This is a genomic window from Exiguobacterium sp. SH5S13, from assembly GCF_004337085.1.
Lineage (GTDB): Bacteria > Bacillota > Bacilli > Exiguobacteriales > Exiguobacteriaceae > Exiguobacterium > Exiguobacterium aurantiacum_A.
This window is the reverse complement of record NZ_SJUS01000002.1, coordinates 71026-84944: the sequence shown is the minus strand read 5'-3', so window position 1 is coordinate 84944 and position 13919 is coordinate 71026. Positions and strand designations below refer to the sequence as shown.

Annotated in this window: 22 protein-coding genes; 3 read left to right on the top strand and 19 right to left on the bottom strand. The window is 51.0% G+C overall.

The window, feature by feature from the left end:
• The first annotated feature begins 7 nt into the window (after window positions 1–7).
• Entirely contained in the window at window positions 8–421 is a 414-nt protein-coding gene (locus tag EVJ30_RS01860) for an SA1362 family protein (protein ID WP_016510385.1), read from the top strand.
• Between the two features lie 26 nt (window positions 422–447).
• On the opposite strand, the gene hpt is transcribed toward EVJ30_RS01860, so the two are convergent.
• On the bottom strand, window positions 448–975 hold the full coding sequence (gene hpt / locus EVJ30_RS01855; RefSeq protein WP_131458866.1) for a hypoxanthine phosphoribosyltransferase: 528 nt from the start codon (window positions 973–975) through the stop codon (window positions 448–450).
• 172 nt (window positions 976–1147) lie between these two features.
• Window positions 1148–1576 (bottom strand): transcriptional regulator MntR, encoded by a 429-nt coding sequence (gene mntR / locus EVJ30_RS01850; RefSeq protein ID WP_070327049.1) that lies wholly within the window; start codon window positions 1574–1576, stop codon window positions 1148–1150.
• A 164-nt stretch (window positions 1577–1740) separates the two neighbouring features.
• On the opposite strand from mntR, the gene EVJ30_RS01845 reads away from it, so the two are divergent.
• Window positions 1741–2121, top strand: coding sequence for a rhodanese-like domain-containing protein (locus EVJ30_RS01845; RefSeq protein WP_016510373.1), 381 nt, complete (start codon window positions 1741–1743; stop codon window positions 2119–2121).
• A gap of 59 nt (window positions 2122–2180) precedes the next feature.
• On the opposite strand, the gene EVJ30_RS01840 is transcribed toward EVJ30_RS01845, so the two are convergent.
• The 16 genes from EVJ30_RS01840 to EVJ30_RS01765 all read right to left on the bottom strand — a co-directional run bounded on the left by EVJ30_RS01840 (window position 2181) and on the right by EVJ30_RS01765 (window position 12596).
• Window positions 2181–2408, bottom strand: coding sequence for a thioredoxin family protein (locus EVJ30_RS01840; protein WP_131458867.1), 228 nt, complete (start codon window positions 2406–2408; stop codon window positions 2181–2183).
• A gap of 13 nt (window positions 2409–2421) precedes the next feature.
• Window positions 2422–3366, bottom strand: coding sequence for a permease (locus tag EVJ30_RS01835; RefSeq protein ID WP_131458868.1), 945 nt, complete (start codon window positions 3364–3366; stop codon window positions 2422–2424).
• The gene (locus EVJ30_RS01830; protein WP_236634048.1) at window positions 3359–3670 is read right to left on the bottom strand and encodes an ArsR/SmtB family transcription factor; all 312 of its coding nucleotides are present in this window, start codon (window positions 3668–3670) and stop codon (window positions 3359–3361) included. The genes EVJ30_RS01835 and EVJ30_RS01830 overlap by 8 nt, the downstream gene beginning before the upstream one ends.
• A 166-nt stretch (window positions 3671–3836) precedes the next feature.
• Complete coding sequence (gene gcvPB / locus EVJ30_RS01825; RefSeq protein ID WP_131458761.1) at window positions 3837–5312, bottom strand: aminomethyl-transferring glycine dehydrogenase subunit GcvPB; 1476 nt, start codon at window positions 5310–5312, stop codon at window positions 3837–3839.
• A complete protein-coding gene (gene gcvPA, locus EVJ30_RS01820; RefSeq protein WP_131464900.1) occupies window positions 5312–6649 on the bottom strand; it encodes an aminomethyl-transferring glycine dehydrogenase subunit GcvPA in 1338 nt (445 codons plus the stop codon). The genes gcvPB and gcvPA overlap by 1 nt, the downstream gene beginning before the upstream one ends.
• 25 nt (window positions 6650–6674) lie before the next feature.
• A complete protein-coding gene (gcvT, locus tag EVJ30_RS01815) occupies window positions 6675–7748 on the bottom strand; it encodes a glycine cleavage system aminomethyltransferase GcvT (protein WP_131458760.1) in 1074 nt (357 codons plus the stop codon).
• A 147-nt stretch (window positions 7749–7895) separates the two neighbouring features.
• Window positions 7896–8234 carry a hypothetical protein gene (locus EVJ30_RS01810; protein ID WP_070327043.1) on the bottom strand — a complete coding sequence of 113 codons (339 nt, stop codon included), beginning with the start codon at window positions 8232–8234 and terminating at the stop codon, window positions 7896–7898.
• The gene (locus EVJ30_RS01805) at window positions 8231–8716 is read right to left on the bottom strand and encodes a shikimate kinase (protein WP_236633366.1); all 486 of its coding nucleotides are present in this window, start codon (window positions 8714–8716) and stop codon (window positions 8231–8233) included. The genes EVJ30_RS01810 and EVJ30_RS01805 overlap by 4 nt, the downstream gene beginning before the upstream one ends.
• The gene (locus tag EVJ30_RS01800; protein WP_161568811.1) at window positions 8709–8969 is read right to left on the bottom strand and encodes a hypothetical protein; all 261 of its coding nucleotides are present in this window, start codon (window positions 8967–8969) and stop codon (window positions 8709–8711) included. The genes EVJ30_RS01805 and EVJ30_RS01800 overlap by 8 nt, the downstream gene beginning before the upstream one ends.
• A gap of 5 nt (window positions 8970–8974) precedes the next feature.
• Window positions 8975–9469 carry a hypothetical protein gene (locus EVJ30_RS01795; protein WP_131458758.1) on the bottom strand — a complete coding sequence of 165 codons (495 nt, stop codon included), beginning with the start codon at window positions 9467–9469 and terminating at the stop codon, window positions 8975–8977.
• Window positions 9405–9641, bottom strand: coding sequence for a hypothetical protein (locus EVJ30_RS01790; RefSeq protein WP_070327040.1), 237 nt, complete (start codon window positions 9639–9641; stop codon window positions 9405–9407). The genes EVJ30_RS01795 and EVJ30_RS01790 overlap by 65 nt, the downstream gene beginning before the upstream one ends.
• Window positions 9628–10065, bottom strand: a complete 438-nt coding sequence (locus EVJ30_RS01785; RefSeq protein WP_131458757.1) for a prepilin-type N-terminal cleavage/methylation domain-containing protein — start codon at window positions 10063–10065, stop codon at window positions 9628–9630. The genes EVJ30_RS01790 and EVJ30_RS01785 overlap by 14 nt, the downstream gene beginning before the upstream one ends.
• Entirely contained in the window at window positions 10062–10385 is a 324-nt protein-coding gene (locus EVJ30_RS01780) for a prepilin-type N-terminal cleavage/methylation domain-containing protein (RefSeq protein WP_131458756.1), read from the bottom strand. The genes EVJ30_RS01785 and EVJ30_RS01780 overlap by 4 nt, the downstream gene beginning before the upstream one ends.
• A gap of 14 nt (window positions 10386–10399) precedes the next feature.
• Window positions 10400–11377: a type II secretion system F family protein gene (locus EVJ30_RS01775; RefSeq protein WP_131467848.1), complete on the bottom strand. Its 978-nt coding sequence runs from the start codon at window positions 11375–11377 to the stop codon at window positions 10400–10402.
• A complete protein-coding gene (locus EVJ30_RS01770) occupies window positions 11347–12165 on the bottom strand; it encodes an ATPase, T2SS/T4P/T4SS family (protein ID WP_236635962.1) in 819 nt (272 codons plus the stop codon). Before EVJ30_RS01770 ends, EVJ30_RS01775 begins: the two co-directional genes overlap by 31 nt.
• 59 nt (window positions 12166–12224) lie before the next feature.
• The gene (locus tag EVJ30_RS01765) at window positions 12225–12596 is read right to left on the bottom strand and encodes a Spx/MgsR family RNA polymerase-binding regulatory protein (RefSeq protein WP_016510368.1); all 372 of its coding nucleotides are present in this window, start codon (window positions 12594–12596) and stop codon (window positions 12225–12227) included.
• 265 nt (window positions 12597–12861) lie between these two features.
• Between EVJ30_RS01765 and EVJ30_RS01760 the strand changes: the two genes are divergently transcribed.
• Window positions 12862–13125, top strand: a complete 264-nt coding sequence (locus EVJ30_RS01760; RefSeq protein WP_070327035.1) for a DUF2626 domain-containing protein — start codon at window positions 12862–12864, stop codon at window positions 13123–13125.
• 39 nt (window positions 13126–13164) lie between these two features.
• On the opposite strand, the gene EVJ30_RS01755 is transcribed toward EVJ30_RS01760, so the two are convergent.
• Window positions 13165–13785 (bottom strand): MBL fold metallo-hydrolase, encoded by a 621-nt coding sequence (locus EVJ30_RS01755; protein ID WP_131458753.1) that lies wholly within the window; start codon window positions 13783–13785, stop codon window positions 13165–13167.
• Between the last annotated feature and the right edge of the window lie 134 nt (window positions 13786–13919).

Genomic DNA, 13919 nt, shown 5'->3' with positions numbered 1-13919 from the left:
AAACACCATGATCAGACAAAGAATCGGCTCGACCGCGGCGACCATCGTGTTCATCTTGGGCTTCATCGGAGTCGGACATATGTTAGCGACCGATCCTGGTCGATTGTTCAGACAGTTGCTCTTCATCGGTATTTTCGGGTTAATCTTTTACGTGATTTACCGGGTCTTCATGGCTCCTAAAATTTCGGCCGAGGACGTGCGTTACCGGAAGACCGCGCAAGCGTCGAAAAAACGGATGGCGCGACCAGGCAATAGCCCCAAAGTCAAACCTTCCGCAGCGGCCGCTAAGAAAAAGAACACCAAACCAGGCTCGAACGTGACCAAACTGTCGAAACGTACGAGCGTCCACCGCAGCGATGCCCCTCACCTGACCGTCATCGAAGGAAAAAAAGGCAAGAAGAAAAAGAAAGCGAACATGTAAAAGGAGCGCCTCTCGAGGCGCTCCTTTTAGTCTGTATCGACAAATCCGATATACGGTAAGTTGCGGTATTGTTCCGCGTAGTCGATACCGTACCCGATGACGAACTCATCTGGAATCTCGAATCCGACATAATCCGCGTCAAGTTGGACGAGGCGACGAGCCGGTTTATCTAGCAACGTGCAAATTTTCAATTCTCCCGGTTGATGCAGCTTCATATGCTGACACAAAAATTTGAGCGTCTGACCGGTATCGATGATGTCCTCGATAATGACGACATATTTCCCTTCGACGTCGAGGTCGAGATCTTTCCGAAGTTGGACGTTCCCGCTCGAGACCGACTTTTTCCCGTAAGACGAAGTCGCGACCGTGTCCAGTTGGACGCTTCCTTTCATCTGTCGCATCAAATCAGCGGCGAATACGAGTGAACCTTTTAACACGGGGACGAGGACGATCGGCGTCCCGGCCGCATCACGTTCGATCTGTTCCGCGAGTTCAGCGACGCGCTGTTTGATCTGTGCTTCATCAAATAACTTCCCTTTGATTTGAATGTTCATTTTTCGGCGATCGTTCGCCGTCACCCCCTCATTTATCTATCCAGCAACTATTCTATCATACAATCACCCTAAAAATAGACTTTAATTCAATAACATGATGTTAATGTTCGGTTTTCGGTTCAGGTGCATAAAAAGACCGCTACCCGATTCGACGATCGGATCGCGGTCGATTTCACTCATCGCGTGTCATATTTAGTTCCTGAAACTGTCGAAACTGCTCCATCAGCTCGGGTTTGTCTTCAAAGAATTCGACGAATTGGGTCATGCAGTCGAGCGTGTTCGAGCTCAAATGATGTTCGATGCCTTCAACATCCTCATAGACGTGCGCTTCATCGACCCCGATCAGCCGTAGGAACGACTCGAGCATCGTATGCCGCTCGACGAGCCGCTTGCCGATCTTCTGCCCTTTATTCGTCAACATCAGGCCTCTGTATTTTTCATACACCAAATAACCTTCCCGGTCTAACTTTTGCACCATTTTCGTGACTGAGGAGGGATGCACCCCTAAATGTTCGGCGATATCAGATACACGGGCGTATCCTTTCTCGACCATCAGTAAGTAGATTCGTTCTAAGTAGTCTTCCATACTCGGTGTCGGCATGGGCGTAGCCTCCCCTTATGTTCCGTTCTCCAATCTCCATTTTAGCGTAACCCGTGTAAAACCGAAAGCAGAACGGGCAAATCGTCTAGTCAATCATTGTCTCATGACCTTAAATTCTTTATAATGAATGTTGGTGAAACTTAATAAAGAAAGGAAGAACATCAATGGGAATCGAAACAATCCTCGTCATCATCCTCTGGGCTGCGCTCATCGCATATATCGTCTGGCGCTTCATGCCGGCTCGTGGTTTGAAAAAAATGAAACAAGAAGAATTTCGTGCTTCGCTCCGCAAAGGACAACTGATTGACGTCCGTGAACCGAATGAGTACAAGGGAGGCCATATCATCGGGGCCCGTAATATCCCGGTCGGCCAGATGAAACTTCGGATGAAAGAGCTACGGAAAGATCAACCGATCCTCATGTACTGCCAAGGCAAGTCACGTACGAACCAGGCAGCCAAACTGCTCATGAAAAATGGCTACACCGACATCTATATGCTTGAAGGCGGATTTAAAAACTGGAAAGGGAAAGTCAAAAAAGACTGACCCTCACAAACAAGCGTTGCTCCAACATTCGTTGGGGCAACGCTTGTTTGATTGAACGTTCAAAAGAATTTAGCGATTGACTTTGGTGTTAAAACTGTCCCTACCGATTTAATTTCCTCATTGACGACAAGGCCAGGCGTGCTCATAATTCCATATGACATGATTTGTTCGATATCCGTCACTTTTTCAACCGTCGCTGTCTTTCCAGTTAGCCGTAACGCTTCTACGACGTTTTGCTCCAGCGTCTTACAATTGCGACACCCGGTTCCTAAAATCTTTATGTTCATGTTCGACTCCTCCTCATAGTATAAAATTGAATAAGTAACCAATTATCATGATCCCTAACGTCACAATGACGAAGAAAATGATGACGAGCTCTTTCTTCAACACCCGGCTCAACAATAGACCTTCAGGTACAGACAAAGCGACGGTCGACATCATGAACGCAAGAGCCGTTCCGATCGCCATTCCTTTCCCAACGAGCACTTCGATGACCGGCAACGTCCCGATCGCATTGGAATAGAGCGGAACCCCGATCAACGTTCCAATGATTGGGCCATACCAGTTATCTCCCCCTGCGACACGCATAATGAACTCAGCCGGGATGAACCCGTGAAACCCTGCCGCGATCGCAATCCCTATCAGTAAATAAGGCCCCACTTTTTTTACGGTCTCATAGACGCCATTGAGCGCTGTCACTAAACGATCTGCTTGTGATAATTCAACCGTGACCGCGACTTGTTGACTTTTGATGCGATATACGTAGTCTTGCACATACTTTTCAAGATGTAACTTTTCAATTAGCAGGCCAGCGAACAATGCGACCATCACCCCTGCAAATACATATAAGAACGCGATCTTCCAACCGAACATCGAGATGAGAAGGACGATGGAAATTTCATTCACAATCGGTGACGTGATGAGAAACGTGAACGTCATCCCGAGCGGAATACCCGCTTCCACGAACCCGATGAAAAAGGGGATCGTCGAGCAGGAACAGTATGGTGACAAGACGCCTAGACCAGCGGCACCAATATATCCGCCAATTTTCCGCTTGCCACTCAAATAGTCGCGAACTTTTTCTACAGGGAAATAACTGCGAATATATCCGATCACAAAAATCATAATGCTCATCAGCACGGTTATTTTCACGACGTCCATCACGAAAAATTGTACAGCTTCACCGAAACGGCCACTTAGATCAAGGACGTCGTATGCGATAAAGTCTCCAATCCGATCAAACATGTTCACCCACTTCTTTCTCTATCAATTGAAAAACGGTGTTCCGTCCCAAGCGTGTCGAGCGAATGACTTCACCACGCTCTAGCAAACGGAGGTGATGTGTCAACGTAGAGTTCGGCATCTCGAGCGCGCTCGACAGTTCACATAAGCACATCGGGACTATGCCTAACAGGCGGACGATCTTTAACCGAGTTGGATCTGCCAGCCCTTTATGGAAGGCGGCTTGTCGCTCGAGCTCTTCCTCATCAAATTGACAGATACGTAAGGATTCACGAAGTTCTTCGTCTGTTTTCAAAGCCCATTCCATCTTCATCACCTCCTTTATATAACTAGTTTGCTAGTTATATAGTTTCAAGTCCACACACTTATTCAACTATTCACATTTAAGACATTTTTTAGTTCATACAATCGTCACAACCACTCATCTTGGCACAAATCAAAAACCCGCTCGCGAATTGCGAGCGGGTTGTGGCTTAGTTGATTGACGATGGTTGACGTCGCTCATACTTCAATACCGGCTTACGGGCAGCGAGCGTCTCGTCGAGTCGTTTGATGACCGTCGTGTGCGGCGCCGTCTGAACGATCTCCGGATTCTCTTCTGCCTCTTTGACGATTTGGAGCATCGCGTCACAGAACGCGTCGAGCGTCTCTTTCGATTCCGTCTCGGTCGGCTCGATCATGATGCACTCCTCGACGTTGAGCGGGAAGTAGATCGTCGGCGGATGGTATCCGAAGTCGAGCAATCGTTTGGCGATGTCGAGCGTACGGACACCGAGTGCTTTTTGACGTTTACCTGACAAGACGAATTCGTGCTTGCAGTACGTGTCGTACGGCACATCGAACGCGTCCTTCAAACGGGCGAACATGTAGTTGGCGTTCAACACTGCTTCGCGTGAGACGCGCGTCAGCCCTTCGGCGCCCATCGTCTTAATGTAGCTGTAGGCGCGTACGTTGATGCCGAAGTTTCCATAGAACGGTTTGATGCGTCCGATCGACTGCGGGCGATCGTAATCGAGCGTAAAGCCTGAATCCGCTCTGTTTACGATCGGTGTCGGCAAGTACGGGATCAAGTCGCGCTTGACGCCGACCGGTCCCGAGCCCGGGCCGCCGCCGCCGTGCGGTCCTGTGAACGTCTTGTGCAAGTTCAAGTGGACGACGTCAAAGCCCATATCACCAGGACGGGCGATCCCTAGAATCGCGTTCGAGTTGGCCCCGTCGTAGTACAGTTTACCGCCTGCCTCATGGACGACTTTGGAAATTTCAAGAATGTCCGCCTCGAACAACCCGAGCGTGTTCGGATTCGTGAGCATGAGCGCTGCCGTGTCGGCTCCGACTTTCGCTTTTAAGTCAGCGAGGTCGACAAGTCCCCGCTCATCCGATTTGACCGTGACCGTCTCGAATCCGGCGACGACGGCCGAAGCTGGGTTTGTCCCGTGCGCCGAGTCTGGGACGAGTACTTTCGTCCGATTCATATCGCCGTTATGCTGGTGGAACGCTTTGATCAACATGAGTCCGGTCCATTCCCCGTGGGCACCGGCTGCCGGTTGGAGCGTCACTTCGTCCATCCCCGTGATTTCAGCGAGCTGGTCTTGAAGGTCGACCATCATCTCGAGCGCCCCTTGCACCGATTCGATCGGTTGGAGCGGGTGGATGTGGGCGAACCCAGGCAGACGTGCCATATCTTCGTTCACTTTCGGGTTGTATTTCATCGTACATGATCCGAGCGGATAGAAGCCGGAATCGACACCGTGGTTCCGCGTCGACAGCGACGTATAGTGACGAACGACATCTAGTTCCGACACTTCCGGCAGTTCGGCCACCTCATGACGAATCATCGACGCCGGTAACAGCGCCTCGATATCAACTTCTGGTACGGTCGGTGTCGGCAAGTTGTAACCGGTACGTCCGGCACGTGACACTTCAAAAATGAGCGTTTGTTCGTGTTGCATCAGTTCGTCCCCCCAACCACTTCAATAAATCCGTCAATCTCTTCTTTCGTGCGCAGTTCGGTCGCACATAGCAACATCTGTGTTTGACGATCAGCATCATACGTTCCGAGCGGCAATCCACCGATGATCCCATTGTCAAGCAAGCGGCGTGACACGGTTTCGGCATCGGTACCGAAATCGACGACAAACTCGTTGAACATCGGTCCTTCGTCGATGATTGGGTAACCGGCCGACTTCAGTGCCTCTTTCATATAGTGGGCCGTTTGAATGTTGCGGACGGCCATGTCACGAATCCCATATTTCCCGAGCGCGGACATCGTGATCGAGGCGGCGAGCGCGTTGAGCGCCTGGTTCGAGCAGATGTTTGATGTCGCTTTATCGCGGCGGATATGCTGCTCTCGTGCCTGTAGCGTCAAGACGAAGCCGCGTTTCCCGTCCTCGTCGACCGTCTGACCGACGAGACGACCCGGCAGTTTACGCATGAGCGCCTTTTTGACGGCGAAGTAGCCACACGATGGACCACCGAAACTTTGTGGGATCCCGAACGGTTGGGCATCCCCGACCGTGATGTCGGCACCGAGCGCACCAGGAGACTCTAAAATACCGAGTGCGAGCGGGTTACTCGATACGACAAAGAGCGCACCGGCATCATGGGCCGCTTTCGCGAGCGTCGCCAAGTCCTCGACGCGACCGTAGAAGTTCGGGTACTGAACGACGAGACACGAGGCGTCCGTCAAATCGACGTCCGTCAAATCCGTCACGCCGGCCGCAACATGCGTATATTCAACTGAAAGTCCCGGTCCATCCGCGTATGTGCGGATGACGTCTTTCGCTTCCGGGTGAACAGCACCGGAGACGATGACACGTTTCTTCTTCGTATGAGCGCTCGCGAGGTACGTCGCTTCCGCGAGTGCGGTAATGCCGTCATACATCGACGAGTTGGCGACGTCCATCCCCGTCAGTTCACAAATCATCGTCTGGAACTCGAACATCGCTTGCAGTTCACCTTGTGAAATTTCAGGTTGATACGGCGTGTACGCCGTGTAAAACTCAGAACGGAGCAACATATGGTTCATGACGCTTGGCGACAAGTGGTCGTACATGCCGGCTCCTAGAAAACTCGGATGTGATTTCGTGTGAAGGTTCTTCTCGGCAAGCTTCGTCATGTGGCGGACGAGATCGACTTCTGGGAGCGGAGCGCCGATGGCAGATAACGATGCCGTCTCCCGGAGCGTGGCCGGGATATCTTCAAGCAAATCTTCGATCGATTCGACACCGATCGTCTGGAGCATATCGCGTTCGTCTTGCTCGGTCATCGGTAAATAACGAAATTCCATTCTGTTCATTCTGAATCCCCCTGTATCATTTACGTTTATAGAACGGTGTCGGCACACGTTCGGCTTCTATTTGTTTGCCCCGAACTTCGACGATGAAGTTTGATTGTTCGACAAACCGGCGATCGATCCGGGCCCAAGCGATCGATTCGTTAACGGTTGGCGGCATCGTTCCCGTCGTGACGACGCCGATCGTCTCGCCGTCAAACAAGACGGGCGCACCTTGTCGGGCAATCCCGCGGCCGAGCAGCTTCAAGCCGATCAGACGGCGCGGAATATCTTCTTTTTGTTTGACGAGGGCATCTTTCCCGACGAAGTCGGTATCGAGCTTGACCGCAAAGTTCAAGTTGGCCTCGAACGGCGTCACCGTCTCGTCTAACTCATGCCCGTACAGCGGCAGACAAGCTTCAAAACGGAGCGTGTCACGTGAACCGAGCCCGCACGGCGTCACTTGTTCTGCTTCGAGCGCAGTCCAAATCTTCGCGACGTCTTCGGCCCGGGCGTATACTTCGAACCCATCCTCACCTGTATAGCCGCTCCGCGAGATGATTGCTGGCACACCGGCAACGTCGCCGCTCAAAAACCGGAAGAACTTGATCTCATGTAGCGGTAAGTCCGTGATTCGTCCGAGTACTGTTTCTGCAATCGGACCTTGGATCGCGATTTGACCGTACGCATCCGATTCATCGGTCACAGTGACGTCCCCTGATACGTATCGACGGACGTGGGCCGCGTCTTTTTCAATATTCGAGGCGTTGACGACGAGCCAATACGCGTCTTCATCGAGCCGATAGACGAGCAGGTCGTCGACGACCCCGCCGTCAGGTAAACAGAACAAGTTGTATTGCGCTTGCCCGATATTCAGCTTCGAGACGTCATTCGTCACAAGACGTTGGACGTTTTCGAACGCGTCCGGACCTTCAATCCGAATTTCCCCCATGTGCGATACATCGAACATACCAACCCGCTCCCGAACCGCTTGATGCTCTTCTTTGATTGACGAGAACATGATGGGCATCTCAAACCCCGCAAAATCCACCATCTTCGCCTTCGTAGAAATCAGGTCGTACAAAGGCGTACGTTTCAACGTTAACTTCTCCATAATATCCCCCAATCCCGAACGTAAGTAATGCATTTGATGAAATATTTCGTTTTCTATTCCACTCTATCAATTTTTTGACGCGCTGCCTAGCAAAAATGGGCAAAAATAAAGAGGATTGAAAACGAAAACGTTTTCATCCTCATTATTTCATATTTCAGTCTCAGTGGAAACGCCTGAACGATCGATTCCAGCGGTCCGCTTAATTTCCTTCGTAAGGCCGACCGTTGCCTGTTTCAGTTCGAGCGACTCGTCTTTCACTTTAACCGAATAAGCCTTCATTTGCTTCACCGATGCGTTGACCGTGTCGATGTGCTGTTTGATCTCACCGACCAAGCCTTGAATCACGTTCATTCGAATCGTAAACCGTTCCGTCAACCGTTTCACACGGCGCAGATCGGTCTTCATTTTGTTCCGATACAATAAAAATCCGTATCCACCTAGCCCGACGAGTGCGAGCACGATAATACCAAGATTAATCCAAATCATCTGTCTTCCTCCTTCAACCGATCTAGTTCACAAGCAATCGCTTCCGAGCTCAATGAGGCGTCGATTGTCACATCGGCGTAAGCGTAAAGCGGACGCCTGCGCTCGTATAGCGCCTCGACGCTCCTTTTACCAAGTTGCACGAGCGGACGGTCCGAGTCTTTAATACGCCCCCAACACAGTTCGAACGGCAACTCAAGGGCAACGATGCGCCCATGCCGTCGCATCCATTCGATATTTTCTGAGCGCTCGACGATTCCGCCACCTGTCACGATATAGTCCGCATGAACGTTTCGAAGCATCGCCGTCTCTTCGGCTCGAAACGCGCTCTCACCGTGTCGGGCGAAATAAGCAGGTAAACCCATTCCAAGATGCCGTTCGAGCGCTTCATCCAAATCGATGACATGATTCGATTTTTCAAGATATCGTTTTAAGCTTGATTTACCTGTACCCATAAACCCGATGATGTAAAACGGTCTAGTCATCGAAATAAATCACCTCTTTATGCTTCTCTCCCGTCTTCAACCGGATCTCGACCTCCGTCGTACCTGGCCCGAGCGGTCGGCAGAAAACCGTACCCGTCGGTTTGACGATGATCTCTGCTTCTGTCTGGCACGAATGTTTGGCGACCATGAGATGGGATTCGAAGCGAATCGCCAAAATTTCGAGCGTCAGACGTTCCGTGCTTCGTTCGATATCAGTATACCAAAACAATGCTGCAGCTAATAGCCACGTCAAGAGGACTAGCGTAGAGATGACGAAGAACCCGAGCGCATGCACATCACGGACTTCTCCCGCGGACCGATCGAGTCGGTCCACTGAATCCGGTAGCCGTTTCCTAACGGTTCGACGCGATAACCATCGATTCCTCTTATAAATAACAAGTTCCCTCCCTCTTCGCCTACCATGACTAAGTTCCGATTGATCTGCTTGAGCGTCCACATCCACGTCGTCTCATCGGGTCGAACGTACGTACCGACGAGTCTACCTTCTCGCACCTGACAGTCACGACTGTCGAACAGTTTGCGGACGATGAGTTGTGGTGTCGTGTTCACTTGACCGCGCGGTTGTTCGTAAAACGCCTCCCCGAGCGCTAAAAAGTGGACGAGTAGCCCGATGAACAAGGGGAGCAACAATAATGTGAACGTCATCTCGAGCAACGTGAAGCCACCCTCAGAGCGTCGGCAGACATATGTCTTGTTCACAAATTTCGACTTCACCGCTTGGATCGGCCGCATCGAGCAACACCTCCCCTTGAAGCCGTTCATAAGTCCGAACCGTCGCCTCGAGACGCTCCACCCGCTCCGTACCCGCCGTAACGAACGGCGCAATCACACCGACCCATCCGAGCAGGAGGGCTAGACTTAAACAAACTTCCCAAAACGTGACGCCTTGCTCATCCTCCCCCACTATGGATCACCTCCGGCTCATACGTGCCCATCCTGAACTTCAACGTGACCGCGACTTGGCCCGTGTAAAATTTCCACTGTCCGGCATACGTCGCCGCCGACTTTGAAAAGACGATTTCGTTCGTTGTCGGCAGACTCATCTCGACACCGTCGGGAACGATGCCTGAAGTGATCGACGTCGTCCCGCACGTGATGTGATACCGCCGTTCTTTCATATACCATCTCAAGCGCGGGACACATTTTTCATTGGCGGCCACGTACGGATACTGACCGACCTCGGCGATGTCTTGGACGAGCGCCTCCGTGAAGTCGATGAGCGCGAGTCGGTCCATCGAACGGACGGTAGGTGTCGCCACTAAAAGGAGTAACGACAGGACGACGAGTACCCAAGCCATCTCGACGAGCGTATAGCCGCCTTGTCTCATTTCAGCGCCAACGCACCTGTGCTCGGCGTGTACGTGTACGTCATCGACTGACAGCTATATTCGAGCGGGTTCTCGGTCGAAGCACGTTTGATGACGGCGAGCGATTCTGGATACGCCTTATGTTCCGCATAATATAAATTGATTTCAGATTCGACAATCCGTACGCTCCCTTCACAACTGACGCTATCCGCCCGTGACTTCCCGTCCGACATAGACGGGACGAGTAGCAGCAACAAGACCGAGATGATTAGTAAGACTGCCGCCATTTCAACGAGTGTGAACCCTTGCTCTGCCTGACAGTCTGATTTGAATTTTGCCACGATAATTCTCCTCCTCATAGTTGGGCCATAATTAGTTTGACCGGCAAATAAATCGTATAGAACATCATCGTCACCATGACGGTCAAGAAGCCGTACAAAAGCGGCTCCGTCTTGGCGATCAGTTGCTTCCAATACAGTTCCATCTCTTCAAAGATCAAGTCTCGATGTAACGCCATAATCAATCCGAGGTCTCCACTCACCGTCCCGACCCCGAACAAGCTGACGACTTCATGGTCGAGCAGACGTTCCTCTCGGGCCGCCGCCTCCAACTCGATTCCACCAGACATCCGGTCATGGATGCGCCGGGCGATTTGCGCCACTTCCCCTTCTCCATAAGAGAGACGCTCGATGACGTGACGCACCGAAATTTGCCCTTCACTCAGTAAGGACAGTTCGCTGACAAACAAATACGTGACATACAGTCGTCTTCCCCGCTCGACGAATTGGATCGGGACGGACCGGCCTCGCTTCACGACCCAATAGCTCCCGCCGCCCGTCAAGATGAGCGCGACGAACAAGCCCGGGAAAAAACCTCGTGACAAGAGGATGGCGCTGATTCCGTCTAAATCGTCGACCTGCACCATCGAGAGCAATTTCGGAAAGATGTACAGCGCATAAATGGCACCAAGCCCTAAAAGCATCGTCAAGATGACGAGCGGATACCTCGCCAGTTGTTTTAACTCTTGCTGCAGGCCTCGACGCATCATCGATAAGGCAAGCACTTGTTCTAGACCTTCAATGAAATGATGTCCCCGTTCCGCCGTGACAAGCATGTCTCGCATGCGGGCATCCGTGACGAGTTCAGAGAACACGTCGGCGAGTGCCAGACCACTCTCGAGCTTTTGCCGCATCACACGAATCAGTTGTTTTTGCTTCCCCCGCTCATGCAACTCGAGCGTCTCGAACGTCTTTTTCAACCCGACCCCTCGTGCTTGCAGTCGCAGGAAGCGCCGGATCGTGTTCAGCTCCCTACTGGAACGGACATCGACCATGAGCAAGTCACCTCCTCTCTCCGCTGCAACACACACCAATGGCGCGGCACCTCTATTTTGCCGATCAACTGTTCGAGACGGCGTTCACCGTCTTCGATACTCGCCGTATGAAACGTCGCGATCGTCAAATGTCCGCTCAGTGCCGCATCATGCGCGACACGCAATTCTTCACTCGTCCGCACCTCCCCGACAACGATGATATCCGGGTCGGCTCGCAACGTTTCTTTCAACAAACGTTTATGATCCAGTCCTGCCAATACATTCACCTCGAGCTGGATCACACCCGTCAATTGCTGTTCGGGAGGGTTTTCGATCGTCACGATCCGGTGGTTCTTCAAACTTTCAAGAAAAGCATAGAGGACTGTCGTTTTTCCGGCCCCGGTCGCGCCACCGATTAAAAACAAGCCGTGCCGCAGCTCAGCCATGCCTTGAAAACGCAACACATCCACTTCAGATAACAACTCTTGAAGTTGGAACGAGACGTTCGGCAGACGCCATGACATGAGCACATCAGTAAATGACGGCAAAAACGTGACCCGGATCATTTCTTCGTTCCGATCATATATCCCAGATTGCGGAACCCGATGATCCGTTTCAGCCAATGAACACCAATATTTCATATGTAATGTGAGCCGTTCGTAGTCTGGACGTGGTATCGTCTCAAGCTTTGTGATCGACGTCCCGTGACGCGCCTGTACGATAACGGCGTCTTTGCCTGGCATGAAATGGACATCGCTCGCCTCGAGCCGTCGCGCCGCTTTAATCAATCGATCAATCACCAGTTTCATTGTCCCCACCTCATAAATGAGCATAAAAAAAAGCCCACTCTTAGGAAAGTGGACTTGTCTTATGAAACGTTTACCGAAGTCAAATCATGGCGGCGGGCATACGTCTCGATTGACGCCTTGTCGTAGCCGACAATAACTTCTTTACCGTCTGTCAAAATCGGGCGTTTCAACAGCTTCGGATTTTCGCTCATCAACTTCAGCAATTCGCTCAGTTTCAATTCATCGACGTCAACGTTGAGCTGTTTGAACGCTTGACTTCTCGTTGCTAGGAGTGAATCGACTCCGTCTTCGCTAAGTGCAAGTAGCGTCAAGAGTTCGTCTACCGTCGGAGCGTCTCGGAAAATATGGCGTTCGTTCACGTCAAGTTGTTGCTCTTGTAAAAACGCTTTCGTTTTTCGACACGACGTACAGCTTGGATACGTATAAAACATAAGTTCACTTGCCACTTTCAGCGCCTCCTTTTATTTGACAACCTGTTCCGTTCAATGCTTGTAAGTTGATTATACAACCTATCCTGTACTTTGTACATAGTTTGTACAACTTTTTTTGGTTTTTTGTACAACTTTGTACAACATCTTGATTTCACATATTTTTCACGATTATTTTGCTCAATTCACACGTTTTCATAGCATTTTTCTGAATGTGTTGGTAAAATAGTGAATGAGAATGGAATAATGTACGTATGGGGGGATTAACATGGCGAGAATGTTCCGTGTCCTAGGCTTTTGGACTGGGTTGATCGCGGCGCTGGCTTTCGTGGGCGCACTCGGTGGAGATCAAAGCAGTAGCGAACATACTGGTGACTTCGTCGTAATGGGTCTTGTCTTTTTAGCTCAAACAATTTTCTTTGTCGCACTAGGCTACTTGAAACTGACTGAAAAAACGTATGTATACGTGTTCGGCGCTTATTTGACTGTTTTCTTCGTCGTCTTCACGTATTGGAGTAACTTCCAAATGTAAAAAAAGATTGTCTCTCGTCGAGACAATCTTTTTTTATGTTCACCGCTCAAAAAATGGATTTGAACGAATTTCAGCTTCGAGTGTCGTCTTCGGTCCGTGACCTGAATAGAGCACCGTCTCGGCCGGCAATAATTGACGCATCCGATCGATCGACCCGAGGAGCGTCGATTGGTCGCCGCCGAAAAGATCGGTCCGGCCGACCGATTGTTTGAAGATCAAGTCCCCGCAAAAGGCGACACGTTCGCTCGGGATGTGCAAGGTGACACTCCCTGGTGAGTGGCCCGGCGTGTGGTGCAACTCGATTGTAAACGCACCAATCTCCAGCTTCTTACCTTGATAAATCCGTTCGGCCGGTCGCATCGACGAGTGCGGAAGATGGAATTTCGCCGCCCCGTTCTTTTCGCCGTCGGCGAGCCATGACCGCTCGGCTTCATGAACATAGACCGGCACCGGATAGCGATCGCGCAGCGCGTCGATTCCGCCGATATGGTCAAAGTGGGCATGCGTCAACAAAATGGCGTTCAATCCGCCGAAACGTTCCACCACCTCAAAGAATTTCGGGTCGTCCGTGCCCGGGTCGACGATAACGACCGTTCCGTCTTGTTCGAGCACGTATCCGTTCTCTTGGGCAAGGCCCGATGTGATTTTTACAATATTCATCTAAAACACCTCCACAACCATTCTAAACGATATTGTGGCAAAATTGTAGCGGTGGCAACCTTTGCTCGACAGCGTGTGTTATTTCGGATAAAATAATAGTGATATTTCAGTGAAATTTTTATGAATTTCATGAC

What these genes read in the sequence shown, in the direction of transcription:
- gcvPA (WP_131464900.1), bottom strand. Translation starts at nt 6,649, where the DNA reads ATGGAATTTCGTTATTTACCGATGACCGAGCAAGACGAACGCGATATG.
- EVJ30_RS01835 (WP_131458868.1), bottom strand. Translation starts at nt 3,366, where the DNA reads ATGTTTGATCGGATTGGAGACTTTATCGCATACGACGTCCTTGATCTA.
- EVJ30_RS01860 (WP_016510385.1), top strand. Translation starts at nt 8, where the DNA reads ATGATCAGACAAAGAATCGGCTCGACCGCGGCGACCATCGTGTTCATC.
- EVJ30_RS01830 (WP_236634048.1), bottom strand. Translation starts at nt 3,670, where the DNA reads ATGGAATGGGCTTTGAAAACAGACGAAGAACTTCGTGAATCCTTACGT.
- EVJ30_RS01765 (WP_016510368.1), bottom strand. Translation starts at nt 12,596, where the DNA reads ATGTTTTATACGTATCCAAGCTGTACGTCGTGTCGAAAAACGAAAGCG.
- EVJ30_RS01810 (WP_070327043.1), bottom strand. Translation starts at nt 8,234, where the DNA reads ATGATTTGGATTAATCTTGGTATTATCGTGCTCGCACTCGTCGGGCTA.
- EVJ30_RS01760 (WP_070327035.1), top strand. Translation starts at nt 12,862, where the DNA reads ATGGCGAGAATGTTCCGTGTCCTAGGCTTTTGGACTGGGTTGATCGCG.
- EVJ30_RS01785 (WP_131458757.1), bottom strand. Translation starts at nt 10,065, where the DNA reads ATGAGACAAGGCGGCTATACGCTCGTCGAGATGGCTTGGGTACTCGTC.
- hpt (WP_131458866.1), bottom strand. Translation starts at nt 975, where the DNA reads ATGAACATTCAAATCAAAGGGAAGTTATTTGATGAAGCACAGATCAAA.
- EVJ30_RS01775 (WP_131467848.1), bottom strand. Translation starts at nt 11,377, where the DNA reads ATGGTCGATGTCCGTTCCAGTAGGGAGCTGAACACGATCCGGCGCTTC.
- EVJ30_RS01845 (WP_016510373.1), top strand. Translation starts at nt 1,741, where the DNA reads ATGGGAATCGAAACAATCCTCGTCATCATCCTCTGGGCTGCGCTCATC.
- gcvPB (WP_131458761.1), bottom strand. Translation starts at nt 5,312, where the DNA reads ATGCAACACGAACAAACGCTCATTTTTGAAGTGTCACGTGCCGGACGT.
- mntR (WP_070327049.1), bottom strand. Translation starts at nt 1,576, where the DNA reads ATGCCGACACCGAGTATGGAAGACTACTTAGAACGAATCTACTTACTG.
- EVJ30_RS01840 (WP_131458867.1), bottom strand. Translation starts at nt 2,408, where the DNA reads ATGAACATAAAGATTTTAGGAACCGGGTGTCGCAATTGTAAGACGCTG.
- gcvT (WP_131458760.1), bottom strand. Translation starts at nt 7,748, where the DNA reads ATGGAGAAGTTAACGTTGAAACGTACGCCTTTGTACGACCTGATTTCT.
- EVJ30_RS01770 (WP_236635962.1), bottom strand. Translation starts at nt 12,165, where the DNA reads ATGAAACTGGTGATTGATCGATTGATTAAAGCGGCGCGACGGCTCGAG.
- EVJ30_RS01805 (WP_236633366.1), bottom strand. Translation starts at nt 8,716, where the DNA reads ATGACTAGACCGTTTTACATCATCGGGTTTATGGGTACAGGTAAATCA.
- EVJ30_RS01755 (WP_131458753.1), bottom strand. Translation starts at nt 13,785, where the DNA reads ATGAATATTGTAAAAATCACATCGGGCCTTGCCCAAGAGAACGGATAC.
- EVJ30_RS01795 (WP_131458758.1), bottom strand. Translation starts at nt 9,469, where the DNA reads ATGCGGCCGATCCAAGCGGTGAAGTCGAAATTTGTGAACAAGACATAT.